The 17476-nt window shown below is 72.8% G+C and carries 15 protein-coding genes; 5 read left to right on the top strand and 10 right to left on the bottom strand.

Features of this window, described 5'->3' with window-relative positions; genetic code table 11:
• Window positions 1-8: 8 nt before the first annotated feature.
• The 10 genes from EUS26_RS11020 to EUS26_RS10975 all read right to left on the bottom strand — a co-directional run bounded on the left by EUS26_RS11020 (window position 9) and on the right by EUS26_RS10975 (window position 9542).
• A complete protein-coding gene (locus EUS26_RS11020) occupies window positions 9-1346 on the bottom strand; it encodes an aminotransferase class V-fold PLP-dependent enzyme (RefSeq protein ID WP_130013888.1) in 1338 nt (445 codons plus the stop codon).
• Between the two features lie 20 nt (window positions 1347-1366).
• Window positions 1367-2125, bottom strand: coding sequence for a Fe-S cluster assembly ATPase SufC (gene sufC / locus EUS26_RS11015; protein WP_130013887.1), 759 nt, complete (start codon window positions 2123-2125; stop codon window positions 1367-1369).
• 49 nt (window positions 2126-2174) lie between these two features.
• The gene (locus EUS26_RS11010) at window positions 2175-2513 is read right to left on the bottom strand and encodes a non-heme iron oxygenase ferredoxin subunit (RefSeq protein ID WP_130013886.1); all 339 of its coding nucleotides are present in this window, start codon (window positions 2511-2513) and stop codon (window positions 2175-2177) included.
• On the bottom strand, window positions 2510-3724 hold the full coding sequence (sufD, locus tag EUS26_RS11005; RefSeq protein WP_130013885.1) for a Fe-S cluster assembly protein SufD: 1215 nt from the start codon (window positions 3722-3724) through the stop codon (window positions 2510-2512). Before sufD ends, EUS26_RS11010 begins: the two co-directional genes overlap by 4 nt.
• Window positions 3724-5145, bottom strand: coding sequence for a Fe-S cluster assembly protein SufB (gene sufB, locus EUS26_RS11000; protein ID WP_130013884.1), 1422 nt, complete (start codon window positions 5143-5145; stop codon window positions 3724-3726). Before sufB ends, sufD begins: the two co-directional genes overlap by 1 nt.
• A 1-nt stretch (window position 5146) precedes the next feature.
• The gene (locus EUS26_RS10995) at window positions 5147-5965 is read right to left on the bottom strand and encodes a helix-turn-helix transcriptional regulator (protein WP_238148942.1); all 819 of its coding nucleotides are present in this window, start codon (window positions 5963-5965) and stop codon (window positions 5147-5149) included.
• 70 nt (window positions 5966-6035) lie between these two features.
• Window positions 6036-6812, bottom strand: a complete 777-nt coding sequence (locus tag EUS26_RS10990; protein WP_238148934.1) for an ABC transporter permease — start codon at window positions 6810-6812, stop codon at window positions 6036-6038.
• A complete protein-coding gene (locus tag EUS26_RS10985; protein WP_130013883.1) occupies window positions 6809-7546 on the bottom strand; it encodes an ABC transporter ATP-binding protein in 738 nt (245 codons plus the stop codon). The genes EUS26_RS10990 and EUS26_RS10985 overlap by 4 nt, the downstream gene beginning before the upstream one ends.
• Entirely contained in the window at window positions 7543-8577 is a 1035-nt protein-coding gene (locus tag EUS26_RS10980; RefSeq protein ID WP_130013882.1) for a COX15/CtaA family protein, read from the bottom strand. Before EUS26_RS10980 ends, EUS26_RS10985 begins: the two co-directional genes overlap by 4 nt.
• The gene (locus EUS26_RS10975; RefSeq protein ID WP_130013881.1) at window positions 8574-9542 is read right to left on the bottom strand and encodes a heme o synthase; all 969 of its coding nucleotides are present in this window, start codon (window positions 9540-9542) and stop codon (window positions 8574-8576) included. Before EUS26_RS10975 ends, EUS26_RS10980 begins: the two co-directional genes overlap by 4 nt.
• A gap of 220 nt (window positions 9543-9762) precedes the next feature.
• Between EUS26_RS10975 and tkt the strand changes: the two genes are divergently transcribed.
• From tkt to EUS26_RS10950, 5 genes are read left to right on the top strand one after another with little or no spacing between them, the layout of a single operon-like run.
• Window positions 9763-11964 (top strand): transketolase, encoded by a 2202-nt coding sequence (gene tkt / locus EUS26_RS10970; protein ID WP_130013880.1) that lies wholly within the window; start codon window positions 9763-9765, stop codon window positions 11962-11964.
• A gap of 41 nt (window positions 11965-12005) precedes the next feature.
• A complete protein-coding gene (gene tal / locus EUS26_RS10965) occupies window positions 12006-13151 on the top strand; it encodes a transaldolase (protein WP_130013879.1) in 1146 nt (381 codons plus the stop codon).
• Window positions 13148-14779 (top strand): glucose-6-phosphate isomerase, encoded by a 1632-nt coding sequence (locus EUS26_RS10960; protein WP_130013878.1) that lies wholly within the window; start codon window positions 13148-13150, stop codon window positions 14777-14779. The genes tal and EUS26_RS10960 overlap by 4 nt, the downstream gene beginning before the upstream one ends.
• On the top strand, window positions 14776-16329 hold the full coding sequence (gene zwf, locus EUS26_RS10955) for a glucose-6-phosphate dehydrogenase (RefSeq protein WP_130013877.1): 1554 nt from the start codon (window positions 14776-14778) through the stop codon (window positions 16327-16329). The genes EUS26_RS10960 and zwf overlap by 4 nt, the downstream gene beginning before the upstream one ends.
• Window positions 16326-17456, top strand: coding sequence for a glucose-6-phosphate dehydrogenase assembly protein OpcA (locus tag EUS26_RS10950; RefSeq protein WP_130013876.1), 1131 nt, complete (start codon window positions 16326-16328; stop codon window positions 17454-17456). The genes zwf and EUS26_RS10950 overlap by 4 nt, the downstream gene beginning before the upstream one ends.
• Window positions 17457-17476: the final 20 nt, after the last annotated feature.

Genomic DNA, 17476 nt, shown 5'->3' with positions numbered 1-17476 from the left:
CGTTCCTCTCAGCCGGCCAGTCCGAAGACGTCCGGCACCCGGTCGAGCGCCTCGGCGAGGGCGTCGACCTCCTCCAGGCTGGTGTAGACCCCGAAGCTGGCGCGGGTCGACGCGGGGACCCGCAGCCGCCGGTGCAGCGGCCACGCGCAGTGGTGGCCGGTGCGGACCGCGACCCCGGAGTCGTCCAGGACCTGCCCGACGTCGTGCGGGTGGACGCCGTCGGCGACGAAGGCCACCGCCCCGATCCGTCGCGACGGGTCCTGCGGACCCAGCACGCGCAGCCAGGGGCGCTCGGCGAGCCGGTCGAGGGTATGCCGCATGAGCTGCTGGTCGTGCGCGTGCACGCGGTCCAGCCCCACCTCGGTGAGGTAGTCGAGACCGGCGGCCAGGCCGACGGCCTGGGCGGCCATGGGCACCCCCGCCTCGAACTTCGCCGGGGGCGGGGCCCAGGTGGACCCCTCCATGCGGACGACCTCGATCATCGAGCCGCCGGTGAGGAAGGGGGGCATCGCCTCGAGCAGCCCGCGCCGGGCCCACAGGACCCCGACCCCGCTGGGGCCGAGCGTCTTGTGGCCGGTGAACACCAGGGCGTCCACCCCGGAGTGCGGATCGGTGAGCTCGCGGATGTCGGTGTGCGGGGCCGACTGGCAGGCGTCCACGACGACGAGGGCTCCGACGGCGCGGGCGGCCGCGACGAGCCGCGACCCGGGGCCGAGGTCGTTCACCGTCCCCAGGACGTTCGACACGTGGGTCACGGCGACCACGCGGGTCCGCTCCCCCACCACGTCGTCGAGGGTCTCCAGGTCGAGCTCACCGTCGTCGGTCACCCCGACCCAGCGCAGCGTGGCCCCGGTGCGCCGGCACAGCTCCTGCCACGGCACGAGGTTGGCGTGGTGCTCCATCTCGGTGACCACGACCTCGTCGCCCGGGCCGAGCCGGAGCCGCTGCGCCCAGGACTCGTCGACGCCGTCCAGCGCGCCAGGGGCGCCGGCGTTGGAGAAGGCGTAGGCGAGCAGGTTGAGCCCCTCGGTGCCGTTCTTGGTGAAGACGACCTCACCGGCGTCGGCGCCGAGGAACCGGGCCACGGTCGCCCGCGCCGCCTCGAAGGCGTCGGTGGCCTCCTCGGCCAGCTGGTGGGCGCCGCGGTGGACGGCGGCGTTGTGCCGCTCGTAGAACTCCCGCTCGGCGTCGAGCACGACCCGGGGCTTCTGCGAGGTGGCGCCGCTGTCGAGGTAGACGAGGGGACGGCCGCCGCGCACGGTGCGGCTGAGCAGGGGGAAGTCCGCCCGGATGCGGGCGATCTCCACCTCGCTCAGCGGCTGCGCCGCCAGCTGTCCTGTCGTCATGCTCCGGTCTCCTCCCGCGCTCAGACGCCGGCGGGGAGGAAGCGGTCGTAGCCCTCCTCCTCGAGCCGGTCGGCGAGGTCGCGGCCGCCGGACTCGGCCACCCGGCCGTTGATGAAGACGTGCACGTAGTCCGGCTGGATGTAGCGCAGGATGCGGGTGTAGTGGGTGATGAGCATGACGCCCAGCCCGGTCTTGTCCTTGATCCGGTTCACGCCCTCGGAGACCACCTTGAGCGCGTCCACGTCGAGCCCGGAGTCGGTCTCGTCGAGGATGGCGATCTTGGGCTCGATGAGCTCCATCTGCAGGATCTCGTGACGCTTCTTCTCACCACCGGAGAAGCCCTCGTTGACGTTGCGCTCGGCGAACGCCGGGTCCATGCGCAGCGACTCCATGGCGACCTTGACGTCCTTGACCCAGTGGCGCAGCTTGGGGGCCTCGCCGTCGATGGAGGTCTTGGCCGTCCGCAGGAAGTTGGAGACGGTCACGCCGGGCACCTCGACGGGGTACTGCATCGCGAGGAAGAGCCCCGCCTGCGCCCGCTCGTCGACGCCCATCGCCAGGACGTCCTCACCGTCCAGCAGCACCTGGCCGCCGGTCACGGTGTACTTCGGGTGGCCGGCGACCGCGTAGGCCAGGGTCGACTTGCCCGAGCCGTTGGGGCCCATGATGGCGTGCGTCTCGCCGGAGTTGATGGTGAGGTCGACACCCTTGAGGATCTCCTTGGCGGAGTCCTCCGTCTCGACGCTCACCTGCAGGTTCTTGATCTCCAGGGTGGTCATGTCTCTCCTTGGTGCAACGGGTGGGTATGTCGTGGGGCCGGGGCCGGTGTCAGACGCCGGCCGCGGTGGTGCGGAGGGTGACGAGGACGCTGCCGTCCTCGTCGACCCTCAGCTCGTGGACGGCGATCGGGATGGTCGCGGGCAGCTGCTCCGGGGCCCCGGTGGTCATGTTGAACTGCGAGCCGTGCAGCCAGCACTCGATGTGCTGGCCCTCGATCTCGCCCTCGGCGAGGCTGACGTTGGCATGGCTGCAGGTGTCGTCGAAGGCGTGCAGGTCGCCCGCGCTGTCCCGGGCGATGGCCACCCGACGACCCTCGATCTCGGCGACGACCGCCCCCACCTCGGAGGGCAGCTCGTCGACCGAGCAGACACGGACGGGCTCGCTCATGCGGCGGGGGTCCTCCCCATGGTGAGCGAGAGCTCCTCGTCGATCGCGGTCATGAGGGTCTCCACGACCTCGGGGACCCCGATCTTGGCGATGATGTCGGCGAAGAAGCCCCGCACGACCAGACGCCGTGCCTCGTCCTCGGTGATCCCGCGGGACATGAGGTAGAAGAGCTGCTCGTCGTCGAACCGGCCGGTCGAGCTCGCGTGGCCGGCGCCGGCGATGTCACCGGTCTCGATCTCCAGGTTGGGGACCGAGTCGGCGCGGGCGCCGTCGGTGAGCACGAGGTTGCGGTTGAGCTCGTAGGTGTCGATGCCCTCGGCCTCGGCCCGGATGAGCACGTCACCCACCCACACGGTACGGGCCGTGTCGCCCTGCAGCGCACCCTTGTAGGTCACCAGTGAGGTGCACCGGGGGGCGTTGTGGTCCACGAAGGAACGGTGCTCGAGGTGCTGGCCGGAGTCGGCGAAGTAGACCCCGAGCAGCGTCGCGTCGCCGCCGGGCCCGGCATACCGGACGTTGGAGTTCATCCGCACGATGCCGCCGCCGATGGAGACCGCGATGTGCTTGTAGGTCGCGTCCCGACCCACGAGCGCCTCGTGCTGGGCCAGGTGGAGGGCCTCGTCGTCCCAGCGCTGCAGCGACACCACGGTGAGCTCCGCGCCGTCCCCGACGAGGACCTCGAGGTTGCCGGTGTGGTCCGCCGCCCCGGTGTGGTCGAGGATGACCAGGGCCTTGCTGTGCGCGCCGGCCTCCAGCACGACGTGCGCGTTGGAGCGGCGGCCCGCGCCCCGGCCCGTGACGTCGACCCGGACCGGCTCGGCCAGCTCGGCCTCGGCGTCGATCGCGACGTGCAGGGCCTGCTCGGTGTTGGCCGAGGCGACGGCCGCGCCGCGGTCCTCGGGGACGAGCACGGTGCCGCGCGGCGCCTGGCCGGGGGCCAGCGTGCCGACCGTGACGTGGTCACCGGCGGTGACGGCATGGTCGGCCGCCGCGTCGCCGTCCCGGTCGTCGGTGGCGGCGTCGCTGAACACGGCACCGAGCCGGTCGACGGGGGTGAACCGCCACTCCTCCTCACGACCGGTCGGGAGACCGAAGGCGCCCACGTCGAAGGACCGGGTGCGCGCGGCCCGCGACTGGTCGGGGATGCGGTGGTCCCCGCCGATCTGGGCCTGGGGGTCCTGATGAGTCTTGTCGTCGACAAGCAGAGACATCAGCCGACGGCTCCTTCCATCTGCAGCTCGATGAGGCGGTTGAGCTCGAGGGCGTACTCCATGGGCAGCTCGCGGGCGATCGGCTCCACGAAGCCGCGCACGATCATCGCCATGGCCTCGGTCTCGGACATGCCTCGGGACATGAGGTAGAACATCTGGTCCTCGGACACCTTGGAGACGGTCGCCTCGTGACCCATCTGCACGTCGTCCTCGCGGACGTCGACGTAGGGGTAGGTGTCGGACCGGGAGATCTGGTCGACGAGCAGCGCGTCGCAGACGACCGAGGAGCGGCTGTGGTGCGCGCCCTCGTTGATCTGGACCAGGCCGCGGTAGGACGACCGGCCGCCACCACGGGCCACCGACTTCGACACGATGGTCGAGGAGGTGTGCGGCGCGGCGTGCACCATCTTGGAGCCGGCGTCCTGGTGCTGGCCCTCGCCCGCGAAGGCGACGGACAGGGTCTCGCCCTTGGCGTGCTCGCCGAGGAGGAAGACGGCCGGGTACTTCATCGTGACCTTGGAGCCGATGTTGCCGTCGATCCACTCCATGGTCGCGCCCTCGTCGCAGGTCGCCCGCTTGGTGACGAGGTTGTAGACGTTGTTCGACCAGTTCTGGATGGTGGTGTAGCGCACCTTGGCGTTCTTCTTCACCACGATCTCGACGACCGCGCTGTGCAGGCTGTCGGTCTTGTAGATCGGGGCGGTGCAGCCCTCGACGTAGTGCACCGAGGAGCCCTCGTCGGCGATGATCAGGGTCCGCTCGAACTGGCCCATGTTCTCGGTGTTGATCCGGAAGTAGGCCTGCAGCGGGATGTCGACGTGGACACCCTTGGGCACGTAGATGAACGACCCGCCCGACCACACGGCGGTGTTGAGGGCGGAGAACTTGTTGTCGCCCGAGGGGATGACCGACCCGAAGTACTCACGGAACAGGTCGCCGTGCTCGCGCAGGGCGGTGTCGGTGTCCAGGAACAGGACGCCCTTCTCCTCCAGGTCCTCGCGGATCTGGTGGTAGACAACCTCCGACTCGTACTGCGCCGCGACACCGGCGACGAGCCGCTGCTTCTCGGCCTCGGGGATGCCGAGCCGGTCGTAGGTGTTGCGGATGTCCTCCGGCAGGTCCTCCCAGCTGGTGGCCTGCTTCTCCGTCGACTTCACGAAGTACTTGATGTTGTCGAAGTCGATGTCCGACAGGTCCGCGCCCCAGTGGGGCATCGGCTTCTTGCCGAAGAGGCGCAGCGCCTTCAGGCGCTGGTCCAGCATCCACTCGGGCTCGTTCTTCCTGTCCGAGATGTCGCGCACGACGGCCTCGGAGAGCCCGCGCCGTGCCGAGGCTCCGGCCTCGTCGCGGTCGGCCCAGCCGTACTCGTACTTGCCCAGGTCCTTCAGGCCCGGGTTGAGCTCCTCGATGTTGGTGCTCATGTCACGTCCTCTCGTCGGTCGTGTGGTCGGTGGGGTCTGTGCGGTCAGAAGTCCTCGGTATGACGAACGGCGGGGCACTCGCTCTTTCTTCCGCACTCGGTGGTGCGGTCCCCAGGGCGCCGATCGGCACGAAGGTGGTGCAGACGTGCTCGCCGCCGGCCAGCGTCGCCAGCCGTTGCACGTGCACGTCGAGGATACGGGCGATGGCCTTGGTCTCGGCCTCGCAGAACTGCGGGAACTCGGTGGCGACCTCACGCACCGGGCAGTGGCCCTGGCACAGCTGCAGGCCGGCCAGCCCGGTCCCCTCCCCCACGGGGCGGGCCGACGCGGCATACCCCTCGTGCGACAGGGCCTTCGCGAGCGCGGCGGTGCGGGTCTGCAGGTCGTCGTCCCCCGCGTCCTCGACCGCTCGGTCCACCGCCTCGCGCAGCCGCTGCTCGAGCTGCTCGATCTGGGCCTCGGCGAAGGCCTCGACGGCCGCGACCCCTACCCGGTCGGCGAGGTAGTGCAGGGCCGCGTTGGCCACCCCGTCGTAGCTGGTGCTGAACTGCTCCTGCCCGAGGGAGGTGAGGACGTAGGCCCGCGCGGGGCGGCCCCGGCCGCGACGGCCCGGCAGGGGCCCGTCGTGCTCGGCGATGAGCCCGGCCTCGTCCAGGGCGTCCAGGTGGCGGCGGACCGCGGCGGGGGTGAGGCCGAGGTCCTTGGCCAGCGCGCTGGCGGTCACCGGCGCCTGCTCGCCCACGGCGCGACGCACCCGGTCCCGCGTCCGGGACTCGTCGTGCACCTCCGCCATGGCGTCAGGCACCTGTGCGATATTCACCACGTCAGTGTGACGTATTCGCGCGCCGGGTGCCAAGGTAGGGCACCCTCACCGCGCGGACCGGCGCGACCTAGTCCGACCAGCGCAGCAGCCGACGGGCCAGCAGCCCCGCCAGCAGCCCCCAGAGCAGCAGCACACCGAGCGCCGGCCAGTTCCAGGAGCCGAGGACGAAGGCGTCGCGCAGGGCGTCCCCGAGCGCCGCCGTGGGGAGCAGCGAGAGCAGCGGGCCGGCGGGCAGCGCGGCCGCCGGCAGCAGGGTGCCGCCGAACCCGGCGAGCAGCACCCATACGAGGTTGGCCAGCGCGAGGACCGCCTCGGCCCGCAGGGCCCCGCCGACGCAGGCCGCGAGTGCCACCAGGGCCAGCGCGCCCAGGCCGACGGCGAGGACGGCGGGCAGCACCCCGGCGAGGGCCGGCCGCCAGCCGAGCACCAGGGCCACCGCCCCGACGAGCAGCAGCTGCAGGGTCAGGACCGCGAGCACGGCGGTCGTCTTCGCGAGGAGCAGCCCGCCGCGGCCGAGCGGCGTCGTGCCGAGCAGCCGCAGCACGCCCCAGCGCCGCTCGAACCCGAGCAGGATGGCCTGGCCGGTGAAGGCGGTGGACAGGACGGTGAGCGCGAGGACCCCGGGCGTGAGGACGTCGATGCGGGCGGCGCCCGACCACCGCCCGACGGCCAGCTCCGGGAAGGCCACGAGGCTGAGCCCGACCAGCGCGAGGACGGGCAGCACGACCGAGACGAGCAGCTGCTCCCCGTGGCGCAGGAGGCCGAGCGCCTCGAACCGTGCCTGGGCCAGCACCCGCCGGGCCGCGGGGGCCTCGACCCGGGTCGTCGTGGGGGCGGCGCTCACCGGGCCGCCCCGTCGGTCAGCGCGAAGTACGCCTCCTCGAGGCCGGTGGCGCCGGCGCCGAGGCAGACGTCCTCGACGCTGCCCAGGGCCGCCACCCGGCCGTCGACCACCACCGCCACCCGGTCGGCGAGCCGCTGGGCCTCCTCGAAGGAGTGGGTCGTCACCACCGTCGCGGTGCCGTGCCCGGCCACCTCGCGCAGGAGCGTGTGCACCTCGCGCCGGGCGTGCGGGTCCAGACCGGCGGTCGGCTCGTCGAGGAAGGCCACGTCCGGGTCCCCCACCAGGGCCGCGGCCAGCGCCACCCGTTGCCGTTGTCCTCCCGAGAGGCGGCGGACCGGCGTGCGCCCGAACGCGGGGATGCCCAGCCGTCCGGCCAGCTCCGGCACGTCGAGCGGCCGGGAGTACAACCGGGCCAGGTGCGGCAGCAGGGCCTGGGGGGTCACCGCCTGCGGCAGCCCGCCGTCCTGCAGCATGACCCCGACCCGGTCCCGGTGGGCGGCACCGGCACCCCAGGGGTCGCGCCCGAGCACCCTCGCCTGCCCGCCGTCCGGCCGCTGCAGGCCGACCGCGATCTCCACCGCGGTGGTCTTGCCCGCACCGTTCGGTCCGAGCACGCAGGTCACCTCGCCGCCGCGGGCGTCCAGCGTCAGGCCCCGCAGCGCCGTGGTCCCGCCGAAGCTGCGGGTCAGGTCGTGCAGCTCGACGGCGCAGGGGCGGGAGGCGCCCTGGCTCACCGCCGGCGCTCCGGCTCCCGCACCGCGGCCGCGCCCTGCGGCGCCAGGGGCGCGGGGGCGCTGACGGCATACAGGGTGTGGACCGTCGTGGCGCTCACCGCGACGAGGGTGGCGGCGCCGACGAGGTGCAGCGCCACCGCGGCGACCGGGAGCCCGGTGAAGAACTGGTAGTAGCCGACCGCGGCCTGGGCCACGAGCACGACGGACAGGGCGACGAGCCGTCGGCGTACGGCGGCCGGCCAGCGCCGGGTGTAGGCGCCGAGCAGCGCGGCGCCGGTCGCCAGGACGAGGACGTAGACCGGCACGACGTGCGCCCGGGTCACGAGATAGGCGTCGAAGGCGTGCCGTGCCACCTCGCCGGAGTCGCCGGAGTGCGGGCCGGTGCCGGTCACGAGGGTGCCGAGGTAGACGGTCAGCGCGGTGCTGACGGCGATGACCGCGGCGAGCGCCCGCACCACGCGACGGTCGGTGCGCACCTGGCCCGGACGATGGGCGTGCGCCACCCGCGGCAGGCTCACCCGTCGTGCCCGGGTGACGAGGACGGCCCCGAGCGCGATGAGGACTCCGGAGACGAGGAAGTGGATGCCGACCACCCACGGGTTGAGCCCGGTGAGGACGGTGATGCCGCCGAGCACCGCCTGCAGCGGGATCCCGAGTCCCATGAGCAGCGCGAGGACGAACAGGTCGCGGTGCCGGCGACGCAGCCGCCACACGGCGAGGAAGGTGAGGATCGCGATCGCCGCGAGCAGGAAGGTGAGGACCCGGTTGCCGAACTCGATGACGCCGTGCACCCCCATCTCCGGGGTGTTGGTCCACGAGGCGTCCGTGCAGCGCGGCCAGGTCGGGCAGCCCAGCCCGCTGCCGGTCAACCGCACCAGCCCCCCGGTGAGGACGAGGAGCGAGTTGGCGATCAGCGAGGCCCAGGCCGTCGTCCGCAGCCACCGTCCCGGGGTGCGCGGCAGCAGCCGGTCCACCAGGTATGCCCTGGGCGCGGCCGCCGAGGGACGAGGACGGGGGGGCGAGGTGGTCATGTCAGCGGCAGGTGCAGCAGCGGGTCGACCGCCACGGCCAGGAAGAGGAGGGTGAGGTAGCTGATGGAGAAGTGGAACAGCCGCATCGCCCCGAGCGGGGGGCCGGTCACCCCGGCCCGGGCCCGGCCCAGCAGCCGGTGCGACTCCACGACGAAGACCGCGCCGGCGACCACCGCGACGACGGTGTAGACCCATCCCATCGGGGCGACCGGGACGAGCACGAGCGAGGTGAGGACGGTGACCCAGGCGTACGCCACGACCTGGCGGCCCACGGCGATGTCCTCGGCGACCACCGGGAGCATCGGCACGCCGGCCGCGGCGTAGTCCTCCTTGAAGCGCATCGACAGCGGCCAGTAGTGCGGCGGCGTCCAGAAGAAGACGACGAGGAACAGCACCAGCGCGGCCCAGGACAGCCCGTCCGTGACCGCCGACCAGCCGATGAGCACGGGCATGCACCCCGCGACCCCGCCCCAGACGATGTTCTGGCTGGTGCGCCGCTTGAGGACGATCGTGTAGAAGACGACGTAGAGCGTGATCGCGCCCAGCGCCAGCCAGGCGGACAGCCAGTTGACGACCAGCCCCAGCCACAGCACCGAGGCCACCCCCAGGACGGCGCCGAAGACGAGCGCGGAGCGCGGCGAGATCGCGCCGGTGACCAGCGGCCGGGTGGAGGTGCGGTGCATCTGCGCGTCGATGTCGCGGTCGAGGTAGCAGTTGAGGACATTCGCCGAGGCCGCCGCGAGGGTGCCCCCGACGAGGGTGGCCACGATGAGCCACACCGGCGGGACCCCGCGCTCGGCGAGGAACATCACCGGGAAGGTGGTGACCAGCAGGAGCTCGATGATGCGCGGCTTGGTCAGCGAGACGTAGTCGCCCACCACCCGCCGCCACGGCCGGGCGCCCCGACCCGCGGTCCCGGGCCGCGTCCGTCCGGGACGGGCGGGGCGTGGGTGGAGCGTGGTCACGGCATCCTTCGACGGTCGTGGTGCGGGTCGCGCGAGGAGCGCTCAGGGGCTCACGTCGCACCGTCCATCGTAGCCGCCCCGGGTGGTGGCCCGCGCCGCGGACCGGGACGGGGGCGGCCCGGCTCGCGCCCGACCCCCCAGGGACTATGGTCGTGGTGTACCGGGGCGTCCTCGCGGCGCCGCGTCGTCACGTGCCCCCGCACCGTCAGGAGATGAACCAGTGACCACCTCCACCGAGACCTACACCGCCGGCCGCGACAGCGCGCTGGCGCGGCCCGTCTGCTCGCAGGTCGGCTGGACCGACGCCGACGTCCGGGCGGTCGACACCGCCCGCGTCCTGGCCGCCGACGCCGTCGAGAAGTGCGGCAGCGGGCACCCGGGCACCGCCATGAGCCTGGCCCCGCTCGCCTACCTGCTCTACCAGAACGTCATGGTGCACGACCCCGCCGACCCCCACTGGCTCGGCCGCGACCGGTTCGTGCTGTCGGCCGGCCACGCCGCCCTGACCCAGTACATCCAGCTGTACCTGTCCGGCTACGGCATGCAGCTGGAGGACCTGCAGCAGCTGCGCACGTGGGGCTCGGCCACCCCGGGGCACCCCGAGGTGCACCACACGACCGGCGTCGAGATGACCACCGGCCCCCTGGGCTCCGGGATGGCCTCCGCCGTCGGGCTGGCCATGGCGCAGCGCCGCCAGCGGGGGATGCTCGACCCGGACGCCGCTCCCGGCGAGTCCCCCTTCGACCACCAGATCTGGGTCATCGCGTCCGACGGCGACATCATGGAGGGCGTCACGTCCGAGGCGAGCTCGCTGGCCGGCCACCAGGAGCTGTCCAACCTCACCGTCATCTACGACCAGAACTTCATCTCCATCGAGGACGACACCGACATCTCGTTCAGCGAGGACGTCGCGCGTCGCTACGAGGCGTACGGGTGGGCGACCGAGGTCGTGGACTGGCGCGACCAGGCCCCCTACACCGAGAACATCGACGAGCTGTACGCCGCGCTCCAGGCGGCCCGCGCCCGGACCGACCGCCCGACGCTGGTCCTGCTGCGCACCATCATCGCCTGGCCGGCCCCCGAGGCCCGGGACACCGGTGCCGCGCACGGCTCCGCCCTCGGCGCCGAGGAGGTCTCGGCGACCAAGCAGCTGCTCGGTTTCGACGCCCGCCGCACCTTCGCCGTCGAGGACGAGGTCCTGAGCCACGCGCGCCGGGTGGGTGAGCGGGGCGCCGAGGCGCACGCGGCCTGGGAGACGCGCTTCCAGGCCTGGCGCGAGGCCAACCCGGAGCGGGCGCAGCTGCTCGACCGGCTCCAGAGCCACGAGCTGCCCGAGGGCCTGGACGCAGCCATCCCGACCTTCCCCGCCGACGAGAAGGGGATGGCCACGAGGAAGGCGTCCGGGGAGGTCCTCAACGCTCTCGCCGACGTGATGCCCGAGCTGTGGGGCGGCTCCGCCGACCTGGCCGGCTCCAACAACACGACCATGTCGAACGTTCCCTCGTTCGTGCCGAGCGGCAAGTCCACCGAGATGTTCCCCGGCGACGAGTACGGCCGCACGCTGCACTTCGGCATCCGCGAGAACGCCATGGGGATGATCCTCAACGGCATCTGCCTCGAGGGCCTGACCCGGCCCTACGGCGGCACCTTCCTCACCTTCTCCGACTACATGCGCCCGTCGCTGCGCCTGGCCGCCATCCAGCAGGCCAACCCCGTCTACGTCTGGACCCACGACAGCATCGGCCTGGGTGAGGACGGACCGACCCACCAGCCGATCGAGCACCTGGCGGCGCTGCGCGCCATCCCGGGCCTGGACGTCATCCGCCCGGCGGACGCCAACGAGACCGCGGTGGCCTGGCGCACCGTGCTGGGGATCACCGACCACCCGGCGGCCCTGGTCCTGAGCCGGCAGAACCTGCCGGTCTTCGACCGGGACCGGATGGGTCCCGCCGCGGGCACCGCCCGTGGTGCCTACGTGCTGCTCGAGGCCGAGGGCGGGACCCCCGACGTCATCCTCGTCGGGACCGGGTCCGAGGTGCAGCTCGCCGTCGAGGCGCGCGATCAGCTCGAGGCCGAGGGCATCCACGCCCGGGTCGTCTCGATGCCCTGCCGTGAGTGGTTCAGCACCCAGGACCGCGCCTACCGTGAGTCGGTGCTGCCGCCCACCGTGCGGGCCCGCGTCAGCGTCGAGGCGGCGGTCGGTCAGGGCTGGCGGGAGGTCGTCGGTGACGCCGGTCGGCTCATCAGCCTCGAGCACTACGGTGCCTCCGCCGACTACCAGACCCTCTACCGCGAGTTCGGCATCACCGCCGAGGCGGTCGCCGCTGCGGCCCGCGACTCGATCGAGGACGCCTCCGGCGCACCCGTCCCCGGTGGTGCCGAGGTGCCCGACGACGGCGGCTCCGAGACCGTCGGCGCCTGACCCGCAGCGACCACCCTGCCCACCACCATCTGAGGAGTGTCATGACCGACCACGCCCGCACCACCCTCCACGACCTGGCCGACGCCGGGGTCTCCGTCTGGCTGGACGACCTGAACCGTCCGATGATCTCCTCCGGGGAGCTGCAGTCCTACGTCGACCGCGGTGTCCTCGGGATCACCACCAACCCCACCATCTTCGCGGCCGCGCTGGCCGAGGGTGAGGCCTACTCCGACCAGGTCCGCGACCTGGCCTCCGACGGCGCCGACGTCGACAGCACGGTGTTCGCGCTCACCACCGAGGACGTCCGCAACGCCTGCGACGTCATGCTGCCGGTCTACGAGAGGACCGGCGGTGTCGACGGCCGGGTGTCCATCGAGGTGGACCCGGGCGCCGCCAAGGACGACGAGCGCACCGTGCAGATCGCGCAGCAGCTGTGGTCCACCGTGGACCGCCCCAACCTGTTCATCAAGATCCCGGCCACCGTCGAGGGCCTGCCGGCGATCACCCAGACGCTGGCCAGCGGCATCAGCGTCAACGTGACCCTCATCTTCTCCCTCGACCGCTACCGCGGGGTCATGAACGCCTACCTCACCGGTCTCGAGCAGGCCCGCGAGCAGGGACGTGACCTGTCCTCCATCCACTCCGTGGCGAGCTTCTTCGTCTCGCGCGTGGACGGCGAGATCGACTCCCGCCTGGAGGAGATCGGCACCGACGAGGCGCTCGCGCTGCGCGGCCGCGCCGGTCTGGCGAACGCCCGGCTGGCCTACCAGGCCTTCGAGGAGGTCTTCGGCACCCCGCGCTGGCAGAATCTCGCCGACGACGGCGCCCACCTGCAGCGGCCGCTGTGGGCCTCCACCGGGGTGAAGAACCCGGACTACGAGGACACGATGTACGTCACCGGGCTCGTGGCTCCGCACACCGTCAACACCATGCCGGCCAAGACCCTCGAGGCCACCGTCGACCACGCCGAGCTCCAGGGCGACACGGTGACCGGCGCCTACGCCGAGGCGCAGCAGGTGCTCGACGACCTGGAGCGGGTGGGCGTGTCCTACACCGACGTCGTCGAGCAGCTCGAGGTCGAGGGCGTGGACAAGTTCGAGAAGTCCTGGTCCGAGCTGCTCGGCACCGTGCAGGACGAGCTGGACAAGGCCGGCCAGGGTGGGAGCGGGCAGGAGGGCTCCCGGTGAGCGCCCTCGCGGTCCAGGCCCTGGGCGCCGCCGCGGAGGCGGTCGAGCGCCACCTGCCCGGTCTCGTCGAGGAGGCCGTGGCCTCACGGCTCTTCGCCCGCGACGCCACGCTCTGGGGACCCGAGGCCGAGTCCGAGGCGGCCATCAGGCTGTCCTGGGTCGGGCTGCACCGCAGCTCGCGTCCGCTCGTGGGGGAGGTCGAGGCACTGCGCGAGCAGCTGCGCGAGCGCGGTGTCCGGCGCGTCGTGCTGTGCGGCATGGGCGGCTCGTCCCTCGCGCCCGAAGTCATCACGGGCACCGCCGGCGTCGAGCTGGTGGTCCTGGACAGCTCGGACCCCCACATGGTCCGGTCGGCCCTCGAGGAGGACCTCGCCGCCAGCGCCGTGGTGGTCTCCTCCAAGTCCGGGTCCACCCTGGAGACGGACAGCCAGCGGCGTGCCTTCGTGCACGCCTTCACCGAGGCCGGCATCGACCCGACCGAGCGGATCGTCATCGTCACCGACCCGGGCAGCCCGCTCGACGAGCAGGCGCGGGCCGACGGCTACCGCGTGGTGAACGCCGACCCGGAGGTCGGTGGCCGCTACTCGGCCCTCACCGCCTTCGGCCTCGTGCCCTCCGGGCTGGCCGGCGCCGACATCGGCGCCCTGCTCGACGAGGCGGAGGAGGTGGCCGACCTGCTGGCCGAGGACGACGGGGCCAACCCCGGCCTGCGGCTCGGAGCCGCGCTGGCCGGGACCCGGCCGCTGCGGGACAAGCTGCTCTTCACCGATGCGGGCTCGGGCATCGCCGGGCTCGCGGACTGGGCCGAGCAGCTCATCGCCGAGTCGACCGGCAAGCAGGGCACCGGCGTGCTCCCCGTCGTGACCCCGGCGGGTGGATTCCCCACCGACGGCCTGGACAGCACCGACGACTGCACGGTCGTCGTCCTGTCCCCGCAGGACCAGGAGGAGCCCCCCGCCGTCGACGGCGCCGGCTCCGTGGTCGGGGTCTCCGGGTCGCTGGGCGCCCAGCTGCTGCTGTGGGAGGTCGCCACCGCGGTGGCCGGCCGCCTCCTGGGCATCAACCCCTTCGACCAGCCCGACGTCGAGAGCGCCAAGCAGGCGGCGCGGGAGATCATGGAGGACGGCGCGGACGGCGCGGGCGACCCCGACCTCGTCGACGACGCGGTGGAGATCCGTGCCGGCGGCGACGGGTGGATGCCGGAGGGTGTCAGCACCCTCGAGGGCGCGGTCGACGCGCTGCTGGACCAGCTCGACCCCCGCAGCGGCTACCTCTCCCTCATGGTCTACCTGGACCGGGTGGAGCACGCCGACCTCGCCCAGGTGCAGGGGGGCCTCGTCCGGCGGACCGGTCGGCCCGTCACCTTCGGCTGGGGACCCCGCTTCCTGCACTCCACCGGGCAGTACCACAAGGGTGGTCCGGCCCAGGGGGTCTACCTGCAGGTCACCGGCGCGCCCGCTGCGGACCTGCCGGTCCCGGGCAAGGACTTCAGCTTCGGGGAGTTCATCGCGGCCCAGGCCGCCGGTGACGCCGCCGTGCTCGCGGACCACGGCCGCCCCGTGCTCCGCCTGCACCTCACCGACCAGGCGCAGGGGCTGAGCCAGCTGCGCGCCGCGCTCACCCGGTGAGCGGCTCCGGACCCGCCCCCGTCACCGCTGACGCCAACCCGCTGCGCGACCCCGACGACAAGCGTCTGCCCCGGATCGCCGGGCCGTGCAGCATGGTGATGTTCGGCGTCACCGGTGACCTGGCCCGCAAGAAGCTCATGCCGGCCATCTACGACCTGGCCAACCGTGGCCTGCTGCCGCCGGGCTTCTCGCTGGTGGGTTTCGCGCGCCGGGACTGGGCGGACCAGGACTTCGCCAAGGTGGTGCACGACTCGGTGCGACAGCACGCCCGCACCGAGTTCCGGGAGGAGGTATGGCGCTCGCTCGCCGAGGGCTTCCGTTTCGTCCCCGGCGCGTTCGACGACCCGGACGCCTTCGAGCTGCTGGCCCGCACCGTCCGCTCGCTGGACGAGGAGCGGGGCACCGGCGGCAACCATGCGTTCTACCTGTCGATCCCGCCGTCCTGGTTCGCCGCGGTGTGCACCCGGCTGCAGGAGTCCGGGCTGTCCGACCCCCGACCGGGGACGTGGCGCCGGGTGGTCATCGAGAAGCCCTTCGGCCACGACCTGGAGAGCGCCCAGGAGCTCAACGAGATCGTCGAGGGGGTCTTCCCGCCCGACTCGGTCTTCCGGATCGATCACTACCTCGGCAAGGAGACCGTCCAGAACATCCTGGCGCTGCGCTTCGCCAACCAGCTCTTCGAGCCGGTCTGGAACGCCAACTACGTGGACCACGTGCAGATCACCATGGCCGAGGACATCGGCATCGGCGGTCGGGCGGGGTACTACGACGAGGTCGGTGCGGCGCGCGACGTGATCCAGAACCACCTGCTCCAGCTCCTCGCCCTGACCGCCATGGAGGAGCCGGTCGCGTTCACGGCGGACGCCGTGCGGGCCGAGAAGGAGAAGGTCCTGGCCGCGGTACGGCTGCCGGAGGACCTGGACGCGGCCTCGGCCCGCGGCCGGTACGCCGCCGGCTGGCAGGGCACCGACAAGGTGCGCGGGTACCTCGACGAGGACGGGGTCGAGGAGGACCACCACACCGAGACCTACGCCGCGCTCAAGGTGGACGTGCGCACCCGCCGGTGGGCGGGCGTGCCGTTCTACCTGCGCACGGGCAAGCGGCTGGGCAAGCGGGTGACCGAGATCGCCGTGGTCTTCCGCAAGGCCCCGCACCTGCCGTTCAGCTCGACCGCGACCGAGGAGCTCGGTGCCAACGCCATCGTCATCCGGGTGCAGCCGGACGAGGGCATGACCATGCGCTTCGGCTCCAAGGTGCCGGGCAGCCAGATGGAGGTGCGGGACGTGTCGATGGACTTCGGCTACGGATCCTCCTTCACCGAGTCCAGCCCGGAGGCCTACGAGCGGCTCATCCTCGACGTGCTGCTGGGCGAACCACCGCTGTTCCCCCGGCACGCGGAGGTCGAGCAGTCCTGGCGCATCCTCGACCCGGTCATCGACCACTGGCACCAGCAGGCCTCCCCACCCCAGGACTACCCCGCGGGCACGTGGGGGCCTGCCGACGCCGACGAGCTCATGCGGCGTGACGGACGCGAGTGGAGGCTGCCATGATCATCGACCTTCCCAGCTGCAGCGCGGCTGACGTCGCCAAGAACCTCGTCCGGCTGCGCAACGACGTCGGCGCGATGGCCATGGGCCGGGTGCTCACGCTCATCGTGGTGGTGGACGAGGAGCAGGCCGACGAGGCGGTTGACGTCGCCACGCGCGCCACGCGCCAGCACCCGGCGCGCATCCTCGTCGTCGTGTCCGCGAACGCGCGGGGACGCGGCCGGCTGGACGCCCAGATCCGGGTGGGCGGCGACGCCGGCGCGTCGGAGATCGTGGTGCTGCGCCTCTACGGCGAGCTCACCCGCCACGGCAGCTCGGTGGTGACCCCGCTCCTGCTGCCCGACTCCCCCGTCGTCGCGTGGTGGCCGGGCCGGGTCGAGGCGGACGTCGCCGGGTCGCCCCTGGGCCAGATGGCGCACCGCCGCATCACCGACGCGGCCGCCTCGCCCGACGTGGAGGCCGGCACCCAGCTGCGCCGCCGGGGCAAGCACTACCGACCCGGCGACACCGACCTGGCCTGGACCCGGGTCACCCGCTGGCGGGCCCTGCTGGCCGCCGCCCTGGAGAGCGAGCCGTTCGAGCCGGTGCGGTCCGTCACGGTGGCGGGCGAGGCGCACGACCCGAGCTGCGACCTGCTGGCCGGCTGGCTGGCGGCCTCGTTGCGCTGCCCCGTCGAGGTGGTCCGTTCCCCGGCGGGCTCCGGCCTGCAGAGCGTCCGGCTGAGCCGGGCCTCGGGCCCCATCGACCTGGTCCGCACCGACGACGGCAAGGACACCGCGACGCTGGCGGTCCCGGGGAGCCAACCCCGTCTGGTCGCCCTCCACTCACCGTCGACCTTCGAGGCGCTCACCGCCGAGCTCCGGCGGCTGGACGCCGACGAGGTCTACTCGCGGGCCCTGTGCACGGGTCTGCCGGCCGTCCGCCGCGGCGGCACCCGGTCGGCGGCTGCCCGCGCCGGGACGACGCCGACCGGGCCGGCCACGGTGGACGGGTCGGACCGTGCGGCCGTGGCCAGCCGGACCCTGGAGCGGGCCGACGAGCCCGAGGAGTCACCGGGCGCGGACGCGGTCGAGGAGGCGGTGCAGGAGGGCCTGGCGCAGACGGAGGACTCCTCGACGTCGGGCGGCTGACGGCACGTCCCGACGTCGTC

The organism is Serinicoccus sediminis, assembly GCF_004153545.1.
GTDB lineage: Bacteria > Actinomycetota > Actinomycetes > Actinomycetales > Dermatophilaceae > Ornithinicoccus > Ornithinicoccus sediminis_A.
Note: the sequence above shows the minus strand (reverse complement) of the source record. Positions and strands in the feature narration are given on the sequence as shown.

What these genes read in the sequence shown, in the direction of transcription:
- sufB (WP_130013884.1), bottom strand. Translation starts at nt 5,145, where the DNA reads ATGAGCACCAACATCGAGGAGCTCAACCCGGGCCTGAAGGACCTGGGC.
- sufC (WP_130013887.1), bottom strand. Translation starts at nt 2,125, where the DNA reads ATGACCACCCTGGAGATCAAGAACCTGCAGGTGAGCGTCGAGACGGAG.
- EUS26_RS10980 (WP_130013882.1), bottom strand. Translation starts at nt 8,577, where the DNA reads ATGACCACCTCGCCCCCCCGTCCTCGTCCCTCGGCGGCCGCGCCCAGG.
- EUS26_RS11020 (WP_130013888.1), bottom strand. Translation starts at nt 1,346, where the DNA reads ATGACGACAGGACAGCTGGCGGCGCAGCCGCTGAGCGAGGTGGAGATC.
- EUS26_RS11010 (WP_130013886.1), bottom strand. Translation starts at nt 2,513, where the DNA reads ATGAGCGAGCCCGTCCGTGTCTGCTCGGTCGACGAGCTGCCCTCCGAG.
- EUS26_RS10950 (WP_130013876.1), top strand. Translation starts at nt 16,326, where the DNA reads ATGATCATCGACCTTCCCAGCTGCAGCGCGGCTGACGTCGCCAAGAAC.
- tal (WP_130013879.1), top strand. Translation starts at nt 12,006, where the DNA reads ATGACCGACCACGCCCGCACCACCCTCCACGACCTGGCCGACGCCGGG.
- sufD (WP_130013885.1), bottom strand. Translation starts at nt 3,724, where the DNA reads ATGTCTCTGCTTGTCGACGACAAGACTCATCAGGACCCCCAGGCCCAG.